At 59.4% G+C, this 20,326-nt stretch carries 15 protein-coding genes; 13 read left to right on the top strand and 2 right to left on the bottom strand.

What is annotated here, in order from left to right:
* Nucleotides 1-2: 2 nt before the first annotated feature.
* Entirely contained in the window at nt 3-1,079 is a 1,077-nt protein-coding gene (gene motB / locus AC07NR_RS14490; protein WP_495078826.1) for a flagellar motor protein MotB, read from the top strand.
* 48 nt (nt 1,080-1,127) lie between these two features.
* On the opposite strand, the gene rsgA is transcribed toward motB, so the two are convergent.
* A complete protein-coding gene (gene rsgA / locus AC07NR_RS14485) occupies nt 1,128-2,159 on the bottom strand; it encodes a small ribosomal subunit biogenesis GTPase RsgA (RefSeq protein ID WP_085711151.1) in 1,032 nt (343 codons plus the stop codon).
* A gap of 107 nt (nt 2,160-2,266) precedes the next feature.
* On the opposite strand from rsgA, the gene orn reads away from it, so the two are divergent.
* The 6 genes from orn (at nt 2,267) to AC07NR_RS14455 (ending at nt 12,531) form a co-directional block, all read left to right on the top strand.
* Nucleotides 2,267-2,809, top strand: a complete 543-nt coding sequence (orn, locus tag AC07NR_RS14480; RefSeq protein ID WP_423204780.1) for an oligoribonuclease — start codon at nt 2,267-2,269, stop codon at nt 2,807-2,809.
* Nucleotides 2,810-2,954: 145 nt separating this feature from the next.
* A complete protein-coding gene (locus AC07NR_RS14475; protein ID WP_064379088.1) occupies nt 2,955-3,566 on the top strand; it encodes a trimeric intracellular cation channel family protein in 612 nt (203 codons plus the stop codon).
* Nucleotides 3,567-3,690: 124 nt separating this feature from the next.
* Nucleotides 3,691-4,722: a hypothetical protein gene (locus AC07NR_RS14470; RefSeq protein WP_248738532.1), complete on the top strand. Its 1,032-nt coding sequence runs from the start codon at nt 3,691-3,693 to the stop codon at nt 4,720-4,722.
* Between the two features lie 364 nt (nt 4,723-5,086).
* On the top strand, nt 5,087-6,457 hold the full coding sequence (locus AC07NR_RS14465; protein ID WP_495078825.1) for a leucine-rich repeat domain-containing protein: 1,371 nt from the start codon (nt 5,087-5,089) through the stop codon (nt 6,455-6,457).
* A 288-nt stretch (nt 6,458-6,745) separates the two neighbouring features.
* Nucleotides 6,746-7,693: a hypothetical protein gene (locus tag AC07NR_RS14460; RefSeq protein WP_248738530.1), complete on the top strand. Its 948-nt coding sequence runs from the start codon at nt 6,746-6,748 to the stop codon at nt 7,691-7,693.
* Nucleotides 7,694-7,812: 119 nt separating this feature from the next.
* Nucleotides 7,813-12,531: an RHS repeat-associated core domain-containing protein gene (locus tag AC07NR_RS14455; RefSeq protein WP_495078824.1), complete on the top strand. Its 4,719-nt coding sequence runs from the start codon at nt 7,813-7,815 to the stop codon at nt 12,529-12,531.
* A 22-nt stretch (nt 12,532-12,553) separates the two neighbouring features.
* Here AC07NR_RS14455 and queG read toward each other — a convergent pair whose 3' ends face one another.
* Nucleotides 12,554-13,636 (bottom strand): tRNA epoxyqueuosine(34) reductase QueG, encoded by a 1,083-nt coding sequence (gene queG, locus AC07NR_RS14450; protein WP_248738528.1) that lies wholly within the window; start codon nt 13,634-13,636, stop codon nt 12,554-12,556.
* 63 nt (nt 13,637-13,699) lie between these two features.
* On the opposite strand from queG, the gene AC07NR_RS14445 reads away from it, so the two are divergent.
* From AC07NR_RS14445 to hfq, 6 genes are all read left to right on the top strand, one after another.
* A complete protein-coding gene (locus AC07NR_RS14445) occupies nt 13,700-15,199 on the top strand; it encodes an NAD(P)H-hydrate dehydratase (protein ID WP_495078823.1) in 1,500 nt (499 codons plus the stop codon).
* Nucleotides 15,187-15,657 carry a tRNA (adenosine(37)-N6)-threonylcarbamoyltransferase complex ATPase subunit type 1 TsaE gene (gene tsaE / locus AC07NR_RS14440; RefSeq protein WP_119429449.1) on the top strand — a complete coding sequence of 157 codons (471 nt, stop codon included), beginning with the start codon at nt 15,187-15,189 and terminating at the stop codon, nt 15,655-15,657. The genes AC07NR_RS14445 and tsaE overlap by 13 nt, the downstream gene beginning before the upstream one ends.
* 51 nt (nt 15,658-15,708) lie before the next feature.
* Nucleotides 15,709-17,094, top strand: a complete 1,386-nt coding sequence (locus tag AC07NR_RS14435; protein WP_371320912.1) for an N-acetylmuramoyl-L-alanine amidase — start codon at nt 15,709-15,711, stop codon at nt 17,092-17,094.
* Nucleotides 17,091-18,998: a DNA mismatch repair endonuclease MutL gene (mutL, locus tag AC07NR_RS14430; protein WP_408986443.1), complete on the top strand. Its 1,908-nt coding sequence runs from the start codon at nt 17,091-17,093 to the stop codon at nt 18,996-18,998. Before AC07NR_RS14435 ends, mutL begins: the two co-directional genes overlap by 4 nt.
* Complete coding sequence (gene miaA, locus AC07NR_RS14425) at nt 18,998-19,969, top strand: tRNA (adenosine(37)-N6)-dimethylallyltransferase MiaA (RefSeq protein WP_495078822.1); 972 nt, start codon at nt 18,998-19,000, stop codon at nt 19,967-19,969. Before mutL ends, miaA begins: the two co-directional genes overlap by 1 nt.
* Before the next feature lie 93 nt (nt 19,970-20,062).
* Entirely contained in the window at nt 20,063-20,323 is a 261-nt protein-coding gene (hfq, locus tag AC07NR_RS14420; protein ID WP_007902656.1) for an RNA chaperone Hfq, read from the top strand.
* Nucleotides 20,324-20,326 lie beyond the last annotated feature (3 nt).

The raw sequence follows: 20,326 nt of genomic DNA, 5'->3' as shown, positions 1-20,326 counted from the left end.
TCATGGAAAATAACCAGCCGATAATCATCAAGCGCGTCAAGCGCATCGCCGGCGGGCATCACGGCGGGGCGTGGAAGATCGCCTTCGCCGACTTCGCGACGGCGATGATGGCGTTCTTCCTGGTGTTGTGGCTGCTGTCCACCGCGACCCCGGAACAGAAGATCGCCATTGCCGGCTACTTCAAGGACCCGGTCGGCTTCTCCGAGAGCGGCACGCCTTACATCATTGACCTGGGCGGTACGCCGACCCTGGCGCCGGAAAACACCCTCAACCCTGAAGTGAAGTCGCAGCCGCAACCGGACAAGGTCACGGTCGACACCGATCAGGTTGAAGGCATGGCGGAGCAGGTCGAGAAGGAACGTCTGGAACTGTTGCTGCAGGAACTACAGAACAAGGTCGACGAGAACCCGCAACTGCAGAAGTTCAAGGATCAGATCCTGTTCGAGATCACGCCGAACGGCTTGCGCATCCAGATCATGGACGCCGAGAACCGGCCGATGTTCGACTCCGGTTCCGCACGCCTGAAGCCGTACTTCGAAGACATCCTGCTGGCCATGGCCGACACCATCAAGGCGGTGCCGAACAAGATCAGCATCAGCGGTCATACCGATGCCAAGCCGTACACCGGCACCGGCGACTTCGGTAACTGGGAGCTTTCGGCCAACCGTGCCAACGCCGCCCGGCGTGCGCTGGTGGCGGGCAGCTATCCGGACGGGCAAGTGGCTCGCGTGGTGGGTTACGCCTCGTCGGCGCTGTTCGACAAGGAGAACCCGTTCAACCCGGTCAACCGCCGTATCGACATCGTGGTGCTGACCAAGAAGGCCCAGGCCGCCATCGAAGGTTCGCAAGGAGCTGAGCCGGCGAAACCGGCCGAAGGGCAGAACGGCGCCGATCCGGCCAAACCGGTCGACCCGAACGCCTTGCCGGCGGATCAGCAGCCGGTGCCGGCCCACGAGTTGCGCGAACGGCTGAACCTGTTCGACGACCCGCTGCCGAAACCGGCCGAGCCGGGCAGCGCAGCGCCAGCCCCGGCGCCTGCTGCACCGGCCACTGTACCGGCGCCTGCGCCGAAACAGTGACCCACAAAAAAGCCGCGAGATGATCGCGGCTTTTTTGTGTCTGGCTGCTTAGTACCCGTTTTCGGGAAGGCTGGCGATGATCGAGCGGTAGCTGTTCATCCGCTGCTGCTGGATGCGCCCGTCTTCAAGGGCCTTGAGCAAGGCGCATCCCGGTTCGCGATCGTGCTTGCAGTCGCGGAAGCGGCAGGTGCCGAGCAGGTCGTCGAACTCGATGAACCCCGCCTCGACATCGGCACGGCTGACGTGGCCCAGACCGAATTCACGGATACCCGGGGAGTCGATCAGTTCACCGCCGCCGGGGAAGTGGAACAGTCGCGCAGTGGTCGTGGTGTGAGTGCCCTGGCCCGACCATTCGGACAGCGGGCCGACTCGGGTTTCGACGTCCGGCAGCAGGCTGTTGACCAGCGACGACTTGCCGACACCGGACTGACCGACGAACACGCTGATGCGTCCGTCGAGCAGCGTTTGCAATTGCTCCATGCCGTTGCCGTGGTGCGCCGACACTTCCAGCACCGGATAACCCAGGGTGCGATACACCGCCAGAAGTGCGTTCAGCGCCGGGGCGTTCTGTTCGTCGATCAGGTCGAATTTGTTCAACAGCAGCAACGGACGGATGCCGGCGTGCTCGGCTGCGACCAGATAGCGGTCGATCAGGTTCGCATGGGGCTCGGGCAGCGGGGCGAAGACGATGACGATCATGTCGACGTTGGCGGCCACCGGTTTGAGCTGGCCTCGGCTGTCCGGGCGGCACAGTTCGGTGGTGCGCGGCAGTTGCGCGACGATCACACCAATGCCCTGGTTGCCGGCGCGCCAGACCACCCGGTCACCGGTCACCAGTGCGGGCAGGTTGGCCCGCAAGTGGCAACGGAAGACCTGGCCGGCCAGTTCGCCGTCAACGGCCTCGACCTCGACCTGCACACCGAAGTGGGCGATCACCAGACCGTGCTGTTCCGGGCCCAGGTCGCCGCCTTCGAGCGCCTCGACAGCCGAGGACTCGCGTTTGGCGGCGCGGGCGGCGCGCTCGCCCTGAATCTTTTCGATGCGCCAGTTTTGACGACGATTGAGTTGGCGTTTGGCCATGGGTGTTCCGTCTGAAGAATGCAGCGATTAGGTAAAACGGCCGCGAGTTTAGCACGCCCGGGCACCGGCCTAGGCTAAACTGCGCGGCATTGCCTAGGAGCCGAATTATGCAAAACCCGCAGAACCTGATCTGGATCGACCTGGAAATGACCGGTCTGGATCCGGAAAACGACGTCATCATCGAAATGGCCACCATCGTCACCGACAGTGACCTGAACACTCTGGCCGAAGGCCCGGTGATCGCCATCCACCACAGCGACGAAGTCCTGGCCCGCATGGACGAGTGGAACACCCGCACTCACGGCAACTCGGGCCTGACCCAGCGCGTGCGTGACAGCCGCGTCAGCATGGCCGAAGCCGAAGCCGAAACCATCGCTTTCCTCGAGCAGTGGGTGCCGAAGGGCAAGTCGCCGATCTGTGGCAACAGCATCTGCCAGGATCGTCGCTTCCTTTATACCCACATGAAGTCGCTGGAAAGCTACTTTCACTACCGCAACCTCGACGTTTCCACCCTCAAGGAACTGGCGGCGCGCTGGGCGCCGGACGTGCGCGACAGCTTCAAGAAGGGCAGCACTCACCTGGCACTGGACGATATCCGTGAGTCCATCGCCGAGCTGCAGCACTACCGCAAGCATTTCATCAGGTTCTGAGATCGGCGACCTTTGTGGCGAGGGAGCTTGCTCCCGCCTGGCTGCGCAGCAGCCAGATCCCCTCGTCGCAGACGTTCAGCAAAACGCACTTCTGATGCAGCTCTGAAATGGCTAGACTGCGCGCCTTCCTGCCAGGATCGCCACCATGTTGCTGATGCTCTACCTCGTCGCCATTACTGCCGAAGCCATGACCGGCGCTCTGTCTGCGGGCCGTCGCGGCATGGACTGGTTCGGCGTGGTGCTGATTGCCTGCGTCACCGCATTGGGTGGCGGTTCGGTACGCGATGTGTTGCTCGGGCACTACCCGCTGACCTGGGTCAAACACCCGGAATACCTGGTGCTGACCACGGTCGCAGCGATGATCACCGTGTTCACGGCACGCTGGATGCGCCATCTGCGCTCGCTGTTTCTGGTGCTCGATGCCGTCGGTCTGGTGGCGTTCACCCTGATCGGCTGCATGACCGCTCTGGAAATGGGCCACGGCATGCTGGTGGCTTCGGTCAGCGGCGTGATCACCGGGGTGTTCGGCGGCATCCTGCGCGACATCTTCTGCAACGACATCCCGCTGATCTTCCGCCGCGAACTCTACGCCAGTGTCTCGTTCGCCGCCGCGTGGTGTTACATGCTTTGTCTGTATCTGAATGTGCCGAGCGAACAGGCCATTCTGATCACCCTGTTCGGTGGCTTTCTGCTGCGGTTGTTGGCGATCCGCTTCCATTGGGAAATGCCGAAGTTCGTTTATAACGACGAGCATTGAGAACTGGCTACAGCTTCTTACACTTGATTTCAAGTTCGCTTTTGAATGGCGTGATATTGATATCCGGCTCCGCCCAATAAAGTGCGGGTGCATTGGATCTGATGTCAATCACAGGAGTGAAGGAATGAGTGAGTTTAATGAGCTGTCTGCAGAACGCTCGAATAATTCGGCTTCCCTTGAAAGTATTGAGTTGAAGGTGAAGTTCGATTCAGGGGTCGCGACGCGAAGCAAGGTATTGTTTGGCAACGGGCGTATGCAAGTGAAAGTGCAGGTGCTGGTCTCCGGTTTCGATGAAAACGGTCATCATGTTCCTGTACCGGCTGATGTACTGAATACAGTAGAACTTATTCATTACAATACCGGGAGGACATTGCGGGACGGCTGGAAAGCCAGTGCCGAACAGGGACGGTATACGCTGGAGGCTCCTGTCTCTGCAGATTTGGTGGACGCATCGGACGATGAGTCGCAATACCACGCCCATCCTCATGTGCGCACCTTCTGGGTTTCTTCGGCGGGGGTCGGTACCACGCAGATCGCGGCGCGTATTTTACTGAACGGAACCGTTATTCAAAGCAACGGTACTGGTCTGCTCGATCGTCAGGACAGCAGTATCACGCTGGATGCGCAGTTGCCGATCAGCTATTCGCTTGAGCAGTTTCACTTGAAAAGCGTACGGCGCGGGAATGAAGCGCCAGGTAACCGGATCTCGAATTACTACCTCGGACTCAATCATCAGGGGCAGCAAATAAAACTGGTGGACTGGGTGGCGTCGCGGGGTACAGGCAACTTGATTTTTGCTCACGGTAACTGGCTGGGAGCACCTGCGACCAATTATCTGAAAGGTATTCTGGCAAGTCCTGATCAGGCTGATGTCACTGTAAAGTTGCCGGTCAATGACAACACTTTTTTAGACGTCATATTTTCAGGGCCTGCCAGTGTCTCTTCAGAGGTGAGTCAGGAGTATCTTGTGCGGGTAAACGATCGTCACGGTGAGTTGACTATTGTGCAGGCCATTTCCGAGTATACGTACAGCTACGCCAAGTATACGGTGGATGAGGCGTTTCATTTTTCCGCGATTGATCAATACGGGTCTGAACACAAACTGGCCATTCGAACCGACGCTACGGAAGGTGTGTTCATTCTTGAACGGGGGTGAGCCTGCAACAGGGCAATAGATATATAAACTCACTGTAAAAGAATAAGTCAGTAAGCTGTGATATCGATGATCCCTGCCGGCATTTCGGCAGGGACCACTATTGTCCGTCAGTTCCTTACCGAAATGGGGCTGACTTAATATCGCTCAAGGATGAGAATTGATGCTCAAAAAGCCGCCAAAGGGTTTTGCTCCTGCACCCTCCCCGAACCCACCTACTTCCCGCACTCCAAGTCATGAAGCACCGCCGCGAGCGGATGTCGACCTGCCAGATGTGTCACGTCGCGCTGCATTGCCACCTGCGACAACAGACCCTGGCCATTCAGGCAGGCAGGATGCCCTTCCCTCGCCTGTCGTCGAGAACAGCATGATTGTTTCCGAATCCGCATCCCGGGTGCCTGCAACCGCAGCGATGCCCCCGGTGTTGGCCGATTTCTGGATCAGCGCTGCAGCTAAACTGCCCGAACCCGATGCTCAGGGATTCAGAATAATCAAGCAGCGCCGGTACATCGAATTGACCGACGGGCATTTTGTCCAGGTTGCCAGGGATCCCGTTACGGGAGATTGGCGAGCAATGCTGGGAAGTGAGCTTGTTCCTTCCGGGCCGTTTCTGTTGCCTGATCAACACCGCCGGTACTGGCACCCGAAAGACAGCAACGGGGTGCAAAAGCTTGCCGGTGTGGACGAAGCCGATGTTGAAACTTTCGCGCCGGGACCTTCCTCGGCACTCTCAGGCCGCCTGATTTCGCAGGCATCTGTCGAGCGTCGAGTGCGAGCGCTGTATCCCGGACTTGCGGACGACGAAGTGACGGCTTTCATCGGAGATCGTTTACACAGTGATCCGCACTCCGTTCTTGTTCGACTGGAAAAAGAGTCTGTAGCGTTGCGTGAAGAACTGAAGGACTGGCTAGGGAGTGCGCGTTCAACTAATCCCGGCACTGAGTCCGGATTGAGTGCTGAAGTCCTCGCCAGCCAACGACAGAAGCGTGAAAAATTCAGTCAGGATCTGCTAGCGATCTGGCGGCGTGAGTCGGTGCCGGATCAGGGTTTTTCCGATCATGGCTTTTCGACGTTCATCGAATTCTCCGGGGAATTGCCGCACTTGTCCGCCCGGTTTGAATGGGTGACAGAGCTGGTGCTGACCGCGCGCAATATCGATGTATCGTTGGGTCGGTTTTTAGACAGTTTTCCCAACGTTCGCTACCTGATTCTGGAGTCTGTGCGAATGGAGGAATTTTCTCCGGCGATCTTCCAGATGCGGGATTTGCAACACCTGATATTGAACGGAAATTCACTTCGACTTTCCGAGAGCAGTACCGAGGGCCTGTCCCGGATCGAAACCCTCACGTTACTGGATTTGAGGGAGAACCCATTGGGCATTGCCCCGCCTGTGGGATTCATGCAGGGGTTGCGAGAGTTGTTTCTGCGCGATTGTGCGATCGACGAGCTTCCGTCCGGGATGGAGCGGTTGCCCGCATTGACTCGCGTGGATTTGCGAGAGAACGACATTGCCATCATCGGCGATGAGTTGTTCGACATTCCGGATACGCAGAATCTTCACCTGGATTTGAGGGATAACCCGCTCGGCGTAGTGGCTCGGCAGCGAATCATCCACTATCTGGAAAATGCCAGTCTCGATCGTAAAGTGCAGATTCGCTCGGATGAGGACGGTCTTGATGTCGATGATTCTTCCGAATCAAGCGACAGTTCTGATAGCGGGGTGGAATCCGACACCTGACAAACACTGAGCGGTCGTTGTCTTGCAATAAGTCTGGTTGTAAAAAAATAGATGGCCCACTTTTTTCTTTGTCTTTTTGGCGTTGAGGAAGTGGGCTTTTTGTTGTGTTTTTTATGTTTTAGAGGGCTGGTTTTATAGTTTGTGTTTCAGGTTGGTGCTTCCGAGTGCTCTGTTTACATGTTGTCAGCTATTGCTGCTGTTATAGGCTTTGGTGATGTGTTTAATATTTGATCGTTCCCTGATTTTTCTGAAGAAAGGGTCAATTGATATTTATACAGGAAGTTATCGATGTTTGAAGAAGTCGTCAGTATTCAGAGGCTCGAAGTCAAGTTTGATTCAGCACCCACACTTCGCCATAAGCAACTCTACGCCAACGGTCGGATGCAAGTACGGGTGCTGGTCTTGATTTCGGGTGGCGATGCCCAGGCCAACGAGGTGTCTCTTCACGGACATCCGGCTATGCAGACCCTTCGCCTGATCTCCTATAACGGCGCACAGCCGCTCTCGGGGGGCTGGAACGTCGAGACCCGGGAAAATCGCTACGCCCATGACATGGCGGGCGGCATCGCCCGGGCCACTCCACTGGTCCCGGCTGCGCATAACCGCATTACCGACCCTGCCGAACCTGTTCAGGTCTATGAGTTCTGGGTCAGCAGCTCCAGGCCGGGCTCGTTGCAAATCGCCGCCGAAATCACCCTGGGCGATGAAGTGGTTCGCAGCAACGGGCAACTGGGGGGCGACAGCAGCGTGACGTTGGAGGCGATATCGCCGGTCAAGTATCCCGTGAGCCACTTTTCGCTGGAAAAGGTCAGTGAAAGCGTCATTGATCGTTTCGACGCGGTTCATCGATACAGCCTGGGTCTTTATGCTGACCGCCGTTCCATTCATCTTCTGGACTGGACCAGCACGCAAGTACAAAAGGATGACGAATACGCGACGTTGTTCTTTGCTTCCGGAAATATTGCTGATTCCCACCCGGGGGGGAGAACTTATTGCGGCTACATGGCGCCGGTCTATGGTGCCAGTGTGACCATTCGCGGTCCGAAAGGATATGTCGGGACGCCAGTCAATCAGCAGCCGGGTAATCTGACGGTATTGAGCTATCTCTCTCCCGACTATCAGCGTCAACCAGTTCGGGATCAGGTTTTTGAACTGACGGTATTCGATGAGTTCGGTACGGCGCACTGGCTTCGTATAAAACCGGATTTTTCCGCACGCGCATTCAAGTTGGTTTGAACAGCGATTTTCCTGCAGATTTTCGCGGGCTTATTTTGTTTGGTTTCAATCCAGTCGGCTTGAACTTCGAAGTTCGTCGAGTGAGTTGGTTCTTGTGTGGTGAAAAAAGGAATTTATATATGGAGAACAAATCTCCGGTCTCCGTGCATTCCAATGCATTCAATTTTGGTGAGTTTGTTACGGGCGGTGTTGATCCTCGGACAGGCTTGTATACCTGCTCCTTGTCTTTGGGAGCTGTTCGATCTGCGGGTCTCAACGGACCTTCGTTCGGACTCGCCCTGGGTTTCAACCCGCTTGATACTCGAAACACCGGATTCGGGCTGGGCTGGTCGCTGGCCACGACCCGTTACGACACGCGCAGCAAGATGATGACCCTGTTCAGTGGTGAACGTTACAAGGCCGTCGAAACGGTCGCGGGTCTGCAGTTCAGAGAAATGAAGCTGGAAAGCGTCAAGGTCGTGAAAACCGGTGCCGGACGTTTTGATGTTCGTTACAAGGACGGACATCGGGAAGAGTTGACGGTGCAGAGTGGCAGTCTGGTCGCAGTCCCGACGCGGATCGTCGCGGCCAACGGCGCAGGCATCACACTGATGTACAAAGTGGTCAATCAATATCCGGAGCTGATCGAAGTCAGGGATGACCAGCGGACGCTGCTGAAAATCTCCCGCAAGGGCACTCTGGTTACGTTGAGCCAGAACCCGGATACGGCATCCGCGGCTGACTTCACAATGAAGCTCGATAGCAACGACCGGGTCGTGGAGATAGGTTTGCCAGAGGGCCGTGGCTGGGATCTTGAATATTCGCTCATCGATGAAATCGGCTACCTGAAACGGGTCGTGACACCCTTGGGGGCCGTCGAAATCATTCGCTACAAGGAGCAGGGGCATCTGCTGCCCGCCAGCGACGCCGGTGCGACGGCGACGCTGCCTCATGTCATGGCCCATGACATTTATCCGGGTCACGGTCAGCCGAAAACGAGCAGAACCTACACGTTTTCGGACCGTAATTTCCTTGGGCATGGTTTGTCGGTGGAACCATCCAACGACGGTGACCCGCTCTACTCGGCACCCTGGAGTTACCAGTACACGTCCGAGGAACGCCTGGTGGTCGATGGCAAGGTGCACAGTCACATCAAACGGACGTACAACAAATTCCATTTGCTGGTTGCGCAGGTGACGACGTGCGGGGAGGCGGTCACTTCGCAGTTCACCGAGTATCACCTCGCAACAGGAAAGCCTTTCAATGAACAACCGGCACACTTTCGTCTGCCCCGGGTCCAGAGACTGAAGTTCGAAAACCGTCTCGGCAAAAAGCAACGCGAGGAGACGACGATCACCGAGTTTGATGCGGTGGGTAACCTGCTCAGGCATGTGGGGCCCGACGGTGTCACGACGCTGTCCGAGTTCTATCCGGCGGTCGAGTCGCCGGACTGCCCGGTGGATCCGCTCGGCTTTGTCCGTTTCGAGAAGCAAAGGACGGTCATCGCCGCACCCGGCGGCGGGGCCTCGACCTGCACCCGTTTTCGCCATGCCTTGCACCCGGCATTGCAAGGCTCGACGCTGGCCAGCGTCGTGGTCATCGAAGAAAAGTTCTTCGAAAAGGTGGAAGACGAGGAGGTTCTTCGTTCAAAGGTCGAGCACAGTTATTTCGATACACCGGCGGACCGGCTCCGACATGGTGCATTGCAGGAGCAGCGCATTACCCGGAACTGTCGCACCACCCGAACGGCGTTTTCCTCTCGGCTGGAAGGTGCTCGCCTTCATCTGACCCACACTGTTCACGGTTTCGATGGTACTTCGCAAAGCACGACGCAAGTCCTGTCGACACACAGCGGATTGACCTTGTCAGAGACCGACAAGGACGGTGGCCGGATCGACTATGAGTACGACGCCATTGGTCGATGCGTGCGCAAGACGCTCTCCCCGGACGCCGCCCATGCGGCTTCGACGACCTGGGTTTATCAGGAGGCAAGCGGCACTTCGCCAGCGACCGTGACCGTCACGGATCCGGCGGGAGGTGTGCAAGCGGTCACCCACGACGGTTTGGGACGTGTGATCGGCATCAAGGAGCTTGATTGCGACAACCCCGATGAGGGAGCGTCGCAAGAAAGTCTTATGCGCACGGTGTACTCCGCACTTCACGACAAGGCGGGGCATCTGGTGAAGCAGACCCGCACAGACTGGTGGGATGGCGTTGCCCGTCCGGCCATTACTCGACTGGTCTATGACAGTTGGGGGCAAGTGAAACAGACGCATCATGCTGACGGGCGCGTAGAGCATCGCGAATTCGATCCGGTCGCTCTCCGGGAAACCCTCTGGCAGGAGGGAATGGGCAAGACGGTCTCGGTCTTCAATGCTTTCGGCAAGCCGAAAAGTATCGAGATGCTTGATCGGAAGGGGGAGAGCCTGGGCAAGTCGGTCCTTGAGTATGACGGTTACGGCAGAACCCTTAGCCGGACCGATCAGGAAGACAACGAGACGCTCTACCACTACGACGTCTTTGATCGATTGGTTCGCAGCGAATTGCCGGACGGGCATGCGGTCGAGACTGAATATGCCGATCACAGCGCCGAAACATTGCCGACAAGGATCAAGGTCGACACGCTGGAGTTGGGCCGACAGGTATTCGACGGGCTGGATCGCCTGACTGAAAGTACGGTAGGCGGGCGCACATCCATAACGGGGTATGTGTCGGGCTCCAGCCAGGCCGGATGGCAAATGGGGGCTGACGGTAAAAAAGTCGAATTCACCTGGTCGCAGGGAGTGAGCAGGCTGGCTGAGCGCGAGGCTGACGGATTGCTTGCGCGCTTCACCTACGACGCCTTGCATGGCAAGCCTGAAACCTGCATCGAGCAGGGGCGCGAGCATCGTTTCGCCTACTATCCTTCCGGGCGCTTGAAGTCCGAAACGACCGTGTACGGTGAACATCGCCAGACAACATCCCACACCTGGTCGCTGGGTGGGCGGCCGCTGATTTTCATCGATGGACTTGGCAACGAACACAAGTCTGAATATGACAGTTGGGGGCGCAAGTCTGCTTTCACCCAAGGCAGCTTGCGGTTCGAATACACCTATGACACCGCAGGATTGCTGGCGCTGATCGATGCCCGGGATACATCAACCGCCCTGCGCATGAAGACGCATCTGAGCTACGACGATATCGGACGTGAAACGACCCGCCGGTTTGAAGTCGAGGGTCAGGCAAGTCAGACACTGACCTCGAGTTACACCCTCTCAGGCAAGCTGGCGCAGAAAGTCTTGAAGCGCGGCAATCAAGTACTGCGCGCTGAGCGCTTTACCTATGACATGCGTGGGCGACTGAGCCATTACAGCTGTGAAGGCACGCAACGGCCACGGGATCCCTACGGTAAGGAAATCGTCGAACAGACATTCACCTTCGATGCGCTGGACAACCTCCTCACGCTGCAAACCCGTTTCCCCCAAGGCGTCAATCTGACGACTTTCAGCTATAGCAAGGTCGATTTCACCCAGCTCACGGACATCAGTCATTCCCACGCTGATTACCCGCAACCGGTCACTCTGCAATACGACGCTAATGGCCGGATGATCAAGGATGACCAGGGCCGTACGTTGACCTACGACACGCTTGGGCGTCTGACCGGTGTCAGTAATGCGCAGGGGCAGAGGGTACGGGGCTATCAGCACGACGGTTTCGACCGGCTGATGGCGCTGTCGCAGCCGGGTAGCGCAGACACTCAGCGTTACTATCGCGGTGGACATGCCATCAACGATGTGTGTGGCAGCGATTCGTGCAGTGTCGTGCGCCACGAAGGTCTGTTGCTGGGACAGCACCAGGTCGGAGTGGATGCGGGTGTGAGGATGTTCGGCACGGATCAGCAACAAAGCGTGCTGACACAACTGCAGAATGGCCGGCTTACCGATATCGCCTACAGCCCGTTTGGGCATCGGGAGGCTGAAGGCGGTTTTTTCAGTCTGCCAGGTTTCAATGGCGAGCAGTTTGATCCCGTCGCCGGTCTGTATCTGCTGGGCAATGGCTATCGGGCCTACAGCCCGACCCTGATGCGCTTCATGTCACCCGACAGCATGAGTCCGTTCGGGGCTGGAGGGGTGAATGCCTATGCGTATTGCCTGGGTGATCCGGTCAACCGTGTCGATCCGACGGGGCATTTTTCCTGGCAGTCGATTCTGGGGATTGCGCTTGGGGTTGCGGGGATTGCGCTCAGCTTTGCGACTCTCGGTGTCGGCACGCTGGCTCTCGTGGGGCTAGGCCTGGGGCTAGCTTCCGGGCTGGCGGGAATTGCCGGGGAAGTGGTCAGTGAACTGGCACCGGAATCGGAGGTGGGATCATTACTTGGCTGGGTGAGTCTTGGGCTGGGGATCGTGTCACTGGGCGCCGGGCTGGCAGCCGGGGCAAAAGCAGCAATTCAGACTGGCAGAAAGCTCGAGTCGGCATTCCGACCGGGACTTGCCGGAAAAGGGGCAAAAAAGGCTGCCAAGGAGATGGCCAAAGGGAAGGCGGGAGGCAGTGCGGAACCCCCTCCGAAGTGGACGTTGACTGAAGATTACGCTGCACACGATTACCTGCCCAACGGCAAGCCGGGCAACGTTGCGCGGGCCAAATATGCGGAGTTCAGAGATGACATTGCGGTCAACAACAAATCGCCTTATGACGCTGCCAAGAGTTACCCCGGCAGTAAATTCGATCCTTACCCCAACTATGCGCCGGCGAAGCCTTTTGCAGGTTATGAGCATGCACATACCCGCCTCTCGCAAGCGGACCGGGTGTTTTTCCTGACCAACAATGACACCCGGCACGTCATTATCAAACAGGTGGGTAGTCATGATCCTGCCTGGTAGCGGATAGCACCCACTCGTCGGGCTATTGGTGATTCTGGAGGTCGCGACCCGAGTGTTGCTTGAGTGCCCACTCCACGTGTTCACGAACCAGCTCTGACGGATAATCCCGTCGCGCCTTCAACGCTTCCAGCACCGGGATCGTTGACGGCGCATTCCCCAATCCGACCGCCAGATTACGCAGCCAACGCTCGTAACCAGCCCGGCGCAGAGGCGAGCCTTCGGTGCTGCTCAAGAACTTTTCTTCATCCCATAAAAACAGCTCGGCCAGTTCGGCGTTATCCAGATTGTGCCGTGGCTTGAAATCGCTTTCACCGGAGGGGCGGGCGAAGCGGTTCCACGGGCAGCAGATCTGGCAATCGTCGCAGCCGAACACCCGGTTGCCGATCAGTGGTCGCAGGTCTTCGGGGATGGCATTCTTCAGTTCGATGGTCAGGTAGGAAATGCAGCGTCGTGCATCCAGCACATACGGGCCGACGAAAGCATTGGTCGGGCAGATGTCGAGACATGCGGTGCAGCGCCCGCAGTGTTCGGTGCTGTGGGGCTCATCCACCGGCAGCGGCAAGTCGACGAACAGTTCGCTGAGAAAGAAATAACTGCCGGCCTTGCGGTTCAGGACCAGGGTGTTTTTGCCGATCCAGCCCAGGCCGGCCTGCTCGGCGATGGCTTTTTCCAGCACCGGGGCGCTGTCGACGAAGGCGCGGAAGCCGAACGGGCCGATTTCCGATTGAATCTTGTCCGCGAGTTGTTGCACGCGTTTGCGGATCAACTTGTGATAATCGCGGCCCAAGGCATAACGCGAAATGTAGGCCTTTTCCGGTTTGGCCAGCAATTGCGCCATTTGTGTGTCGCCCGGCAGGTAGTCCATGCGCAGGGACACCACGCGCAAAGTGCCCGGCACCAGCTCTTCGGGGTGCGAACGTTTGCTGCCGTGGGCGCCCATGTAATCCATTTCGCCGTGGTAGCCGGCCTCGAGCCAGCGTTGCAGATGCTGTTCATGCTCGGCCAGGTCCAGACCGCTGATGCCGACTTGCTGGAAGCCCAGCTCGCGGCCCCAGTCCTTGATGGATTGGGCGAGGGCGGGAAGATCTGTGGTGATGGCGGACATGAGGCGAGAGAAACCGGAGCTGAGGTGCGTATAATTCTGCCAGACATCGGAGCCCGAAGACGCATGCCGCACACTAAAGATCAATTACCCGACGCGCTGTACCGCGCCGCGCAGGTGCGGGCACTCGACGCACGGCTGATCGCCGCCGGCACGCCGGGCTTCGAATTGATGCGGCGTGCGGCCCATGCGACATGGCGCGCACTGGTGCGCCAATGGCCTTCGGCGAATGAAATGACGGTGCTGGCCGGGCACGGTAACAACGCCGGCGATGGTTATCTGATCGCTGCGCTGGCCCATCGTGCAGGCTGGGTGGTGCGGGTGCTGGCCGTCGGCGATCCGCAGCGTTTGCAGGGCGATGCGGCCCTGGCGCATGCCGAGGCGGTGGCCGAAGGGGTTGCGATTGCTGCGTGGACTGCTTCTGGTGAATTGCGCGGAACTCTTGTCGATGCGTTGCTTGGCACCGGCTTGAACGGTGAGGTGCGCGAGCCGTACTTGTCTGCGATCGGGGCAATCAATGCCAGCGGCCTGCCGGTGGTGGCGGTCGATATTCCTTCCGGTTTGTGTGCCGATACCGGCAATGTGCTGGGCAGCGCGGTACGCGCCGATCTTACGGTGACCTTCATCGGTCTCAAGCTTGGCCTGTTTACCGGGGACGCGGCGGATCACGTCGGCGACCTGCTGTTCAACAATCTGCAAGCACCGGCCGAAACTTACAGTGACATTGCCGTCGCCGCGCGCCGGCTCAACGTCGCGAATCTGCCGCGTCTGCCGGCCCGGGCACCGGCCGCGCACAAGGGGCGTTTTGGCCATGTCCTGCTGATAGGCGGTGATCACGGCTTTGGCGGGGCGATTCTGCTCAGCACTGAAAGTGCGTTGCGCAGCGGGGCTGGAATGGTGTCACTGGCGACTCGTCCGGAACATGTCCCGGCCGCATTGAGCCGCGTGCCGGAAGCCATGGCGTTGGGCACATCGTCGGCCAATCAACTGATGGGGCTGCTGGATAAGGTGTCCGTACTGGTGGTCGGCCCGGGGCTTGGACAGGCGAGTTGGGGGCGGGCGCTGCTGTCGGCCACCGCCAATGCACCGCTGCCGCAAGTCTGGGATGCCGATGCGTTGAATCTGCTGGCGTCCGGTTTCGTCAGTTTGCCCAAGGATTGCGTGATCACGCCGCATCCGGGGGAGGCAGCGCGACTGTTGGGGATCAGCACCGCCGAGGTGCAGGCTGACCGGCCGGCCGCCGCGCTGGCATTGAGCAAAAAATACACAGCAGTGGTGGTGCTCAAGGGCGCCGGCAGTCTGATCGCTCATCCCGACGGGCGTCTGGCGTTGTGTCATCAAGGCCATCCGGCCATGGCCACTGCGGGCCTCGGCGATGTGCTGGCCGGTCTGGTCGGCGCATTGCTGGCTCAGGGCATGAATGGGTTCGACGCAGCGTGCCTGGCGGTCTGGCTGCACGCCAACGCCGGGGCGCAACAAGGTAAATTCGGCCGTGGGCTGGCGGCCAGTGATCTGATTCCAGCCATTCGTCAGTTGTTGGAGGAGCATGCACCGTGTCTGAAGTAACCCTGTACCTGGCCGATGAACAGGCAATGAGCGACTTTGGCGCACGGATCGCCCGCGTAACCGGGGGGCATGGCCTGATCTTCCTCGAAGGCAACCTCGGCATGGGCAAAACCACGCTGTCGCGGGGCATCATTCGCGGGCTGGGGCACGTGGGTGCGGTGAAAAGTCCGACCTTCACCCTGGTCGAACCCTACGAGATCGGCGACGTCCGCGCCTTCCACTTCGATCTGTACCGCCTGGTGGATCCGGAGGAGCTGGAGTTTCTCGGCATCCGCGACTATTTCGAAGACGATGCCCTGTGCCTGATCGAATGGCCCGATAAAGGTGCAGGCTTTTTGCCAAAGCCTGACCTGACCATTACCATTAGCCCGCAAGACAGCGGGCGTTCGCTGACTATTTTGTCCCAGGGCTCGCGTGGCGAGGCCTGGTGTGCCGCATTGGCGTTGGAATCCAAATAAATGATGGGGTTAGGTATGCGCTTTCGCGCGTTGGTGGCTGCCGCTGGACTGATGTTGATGGCAGTAACCGTCAACGCTGTGGCCGAAACGAAGGTCAACAGCGTGCGCCTGTGGCGGGCGCCGGACAACACGCGCCTGGTGTTCGACCTGACCGGGCCGGTGCAGCACAGCGTCTTCACCCTCACGGCACCGGATCGACTGGTGATCGACATCAATGGCGCCACCCTTGGCGCGCCGTTGAAAGTCTCCACCGCCAACACACCGATCACCGCCATGCGCTCGGCCCAGCGTACGCCGACCGACCTGCGGGTGGTCATCGACCTGAAGAAAGCCGTCACCCCGAAAAGCTTCTCGCTGGCGCCGAACGCGCAGTATGGCAACCGCCTGGTGGTCGACCTGTTCGATAACCCGGCCGATGCCGCGCCGCCGCCAACCCCTGCGCCAGCACCGACGGTCGCCACCGTTCCGGCCGTTCCGGTAACCCCGGCCGAGCCTGCGATCAAACTGCCTCCGGCCCCGGCCGGCAAGCGCGACATCATTGTGGTGATCGACGCCGGTCACGGCGGCGAAGACCCGGGGGCGTCCGGCTCACGCGGTCAGCGCGAGAAAGACGTGGTGCTGCAGATCGCCCGTGAATTGCAGCGTCAGGTCAACGGCATGAAAGGCTTCCGCGCCGAACTGACCCGTACCGGCGACTACTTCATCCCGCTGCGCGGCCGTACCGAAATCGCCCGCAAGAAAGGCGCCGACCTGTTCGTCTCGATCCACGCCGACGCTGCGCCGTCTGCGGCGGCTTTCGGGGCTTCGGTGTTTGCCTTGTCCGACCGTGGCGCAACGTCGGAGACCGCCCGTTGGCTGGCCGACAGCGAAAACCGTTCCGACCTGATCGGCGGTGCCGGCAACGTCAGCCTCGACGACAAGGACCGGATGCTCGCCGGCGTTCTGCTCGATCTGTCGATGACTGCCTCGCTGACTTCCAGCCTCAACGTCGGCCAGAAGGTCCTGACCAACATCGGCCGCGTCACGCCGCTGCACAAGCAACGCGTGGAACAGGCCGGGTTCATGGTGCTGAAGTCGCCGGACATTCCGTCGATCCTGGTGGAAACCGGCTTCATCTCCAACGCCAACGAAGCGAACAAACTCTCGGCCTCGAGCCACCAGCAAGCGCTGGCGCGTTCGATCAGCAGCGGCGTGCGTCAGTTCTTCCAGCAGAACCCGCCACCGGGCACTTACATTGCGTGGCTGCGTGATTCGGGCAAGATCGCCCAAGGGCCACGTGATCACCGGGTTAGCCCGGGTGAGACCCTGGCGATGATCGCGGTGCGTTATCAGGTGTCGGCCGCTACATTGCGCAGCGCCAATAACCTGAGCAGCGATGAGCTGAAAGTCGGTCAGCACCTGACCATTCCGGGCACCGAACTGGCGTCCAAAGAATGAATCAGGTTCTGAACGCAGCGCGCATCGAACTGCTCAGTCCGCGGCTGGCGAACCAGATCGCCGCCGGCGAGGTGGTCGAGCGCCCGGCTTCGGTGATCAAGGAGTTGCTGGAAAACAGCCTCGACTCCGGCGCCAGACGAATCGATGTCGATGTCGAGCAGGGCGGCGTCAAGCTGCTGCGGGTCCGCGATGATGGCAGCGGCATTTCTGCCGATGACCTTCCGCTGGCTCTGGCCCGTCACGCCACCAGCAAGATCCGCAACCTCGAAGACCTCGAACAGGTGATGAGCCTGGGCTTCCGGGGCGAGGCACTGGCGTCGATCAGCTCCGTGGCACGTTTGACTCTGACTTCGCGTACCCGCGATGCCGATCAGGCCTGGCAGGTCGAGACCGAAGGCCGCGACATGGCGCCCCGCGTGCAGCCGGCGGCGCATCCGGTCGGCACCTCGGTGGAAGTCCGTGACCTGTTCTTCAATACTCCGGCGCGGCGCAAATTCCTCAAGACCGAAAAAACCGAATTCGATCACCTGCAGGAAGTGATCAAGCGTCTGGCGCTGGCGCGTTTCGACGTGGCGTTCCATTTGCGCCACAACGGCAAGACCATCCTCAGTCTGCACGAGGCCCACGATGATGCGGCCCGCGCCCGGCGTGTGGCGGCGATCTGCGGTTCGGGCTTCCTGGAGCAGGCGCTGCCGATCGAGATCGAACGCAATGGCTTGCACCTGTGGGGTTGGGTCGGTCTGCCGACCTTCAACCGCAGTCAGGCGGATTTGCAGTATTTCTTCGTCAACGGCCGTGCGGTGCGCGACAAACTGGTGGCCCACGCGGTGCGTCAGGCTTATCGCGATGTGCTGTTCAACGGCCGGCATCCGACGTTCGCGCTGTTTTTCGAGGTCGATCCGGCAGCGGTCGACGTCAACGTGCACCCGACCAAGCACGAAGTGCGCTTCCGTGACGGACGCATGGTGCATGACTTCCTTTATGGCACGCTGCACCGTGCGCTGGGCGATGTACGACCGGAAGATCAGCTTGCCGGTTCGGTCACTACTGCCATCGTGCGACCAACCGGTCTCGAGGCCGGCGAGTTCGGCCCGCAGGGCGAAATGCGCCTGGCGGCCAATGCGTTGCTGGAGCAGCCGCAAGCGCAACCGGCGTTCAATACCTCGTCGGGCGCGAGCACTGGCGGCGCCTATCAGTATCAATACACGCCACGTCCGCAACCTGCCGTCCCGGCTGCCGAGGCCCAGGCCGCGTATCGCGAGTTTTTCGCGCCGCTGCCCGAGGCAAATGCCAACGCGCTGCCGGCCGGTCAGGAAGACATTCCGCCGCTGGGCTACGCACTGGCGCAGCTGAAGGGCATCTACATTCTGTCCGAGAACGCCCATGGCCTGGTTTTGGTGGACATGCACGCGGCTCACGAGCGGATCATGTATGAGCGCCTGAAGATCGCCATGGCCAGCGAAGGCCTGAGTGGCCAGCCTTTGCTGGTGCCGGAGTCGCTGGCGGTCAGTCAGCGCGAGGCCGATTGCGCTGAAGAACACGCGGCGTGGTTCCAGCGTCTCGGATTCGAATTGCAGCGTCTGGGCCCGGAAACCCTGGCGATCCGGCAGATTCCGGCCCTGCTCAAACAGGCCGAGGCCAACCGTCTGGTGGGCGACGTGCTGTCGGACCTGATGGAGTACGGCACCAGCGACCGGATCCAGGCACACCTGAACGAACTGCTCGGCACCATGGCCTGCCACGGCGCGATCCGCGCCAATCGCCGCCTGGCCTTGCCGGAAATGAACGGCCTGTTGCGCGACATGGAAAACACCGAGCGTAGCGGTCAATGCAACCATGGCCGACCGACCTGGACCCAACTGGGCCTGGACGATCTCGACAAACTGTTCCTGCGCGGTCGCTGATGAGCCAGCTTCCTCCAGCGATTTTCCTGATGGGCCCGACCGCTGCGGGCAAGACCGACCTGGCCATCGAGCTGACCAAGGTGCTGCCGTGCGAGCTGATCAGTGTCGATTCGGCGCTGGTCTATTGCGGCATGGACATCGGCACCGCCAAACCATCGAAAGAACTGCTGGCCGAGTATCCGCACCGCCTGATCGACATTCTCGACCCGGCCGAGGCTTATTCGGCTGCGGATTTCCGCCGCGATGCCCTGCAAGCCATGGCCGAAATCACCGCGCGCGGAAAAATTCCGCTGCTGGTGGGCGGCACGATGCTCTATTACAAGGCTTTGGTCGAAGGTCTGGCGGACATGCCAGCGGCGGATCCCGAGGTTCGTGCGCAGATCGAAGAAGAGGCTGCACGCCTTGGCTGGCAAGCCCTGCACGATCAACTGGCAGCAATCGACCCGGAATCGGCGGCGCGTATTCACCCGAACGATCCGCAACGCCTGAGTCGTGCGCTGGAAGTTTATCGGGTCAGCGGTCAGAGCATGACTGAACTGCGGCTGAAACAATCTGTACAAAGTACCGAAGCGGCGGCATCGGGACGGCAACAATTGCCCTATACTGTCGCGAACTTGGCCATTGCTCCGGCAAATCGTCAGGTACTGCATGACCGCATTAAACAAAGATTCACAAATATGCTGGAACAGGGATTCATCGACGAGGTCGTAGCCCTGCGTAATAGAAGTGACCTGCATGCCGGGTTGCCGTCTATACGTGCGGTAGGCTACCGCCAAGTCTGGGATTACCTGGATGGCAAGCTGACGGCGGCCGAAATGCAGGAGCGGGGCATCATCGCCACGCGCCAATTGGCCAAACGCCAGTTTACCTGGCTGCGCAGCTGGGACGATTTGCACTGGCTCGACAGTCTGGATTGCGACAATCTGCCACGCACCTTGAAATACCTTGGGACCATCTCCATATTGAGCTGAGTCCTTGCAATTGCCGTCTATCCTTGGGGGTGTGGCGGCAAAAGCCATCTGATTACCTATTTTTTATATTGAATCCTTAAAGGAGTGCGGCACATGTCAAAAGGGCATTCGCTACAAGACCCTTACTTGAATACTTTACGTAAAGAGAAAGTTGGGGTTTCCATCTACCTGGTCAACGGTATCAAACTGCAAGGCACGATCGAATCGTTCGACCAGTTCGTTATCCTGCTGAAGAACACCGTCAGCCAGATGGTTTACAAACACGCTATCTCTACAGTCGTGCCGGTTCGTCCAATTCGTCTGCCAAGCGCAACCGAATCCGAAGCAGGTGACGCTGAGCCAGGTAACGCCTGATAG

This window comes from Pseudomonas sp. GW821-FHT09C09, assembly GCF_059418105.1.
Note: the sequence above shows the minus strand (reverse complement) of the source record. Positions and strands in the feature narration are given on the sequence as shown.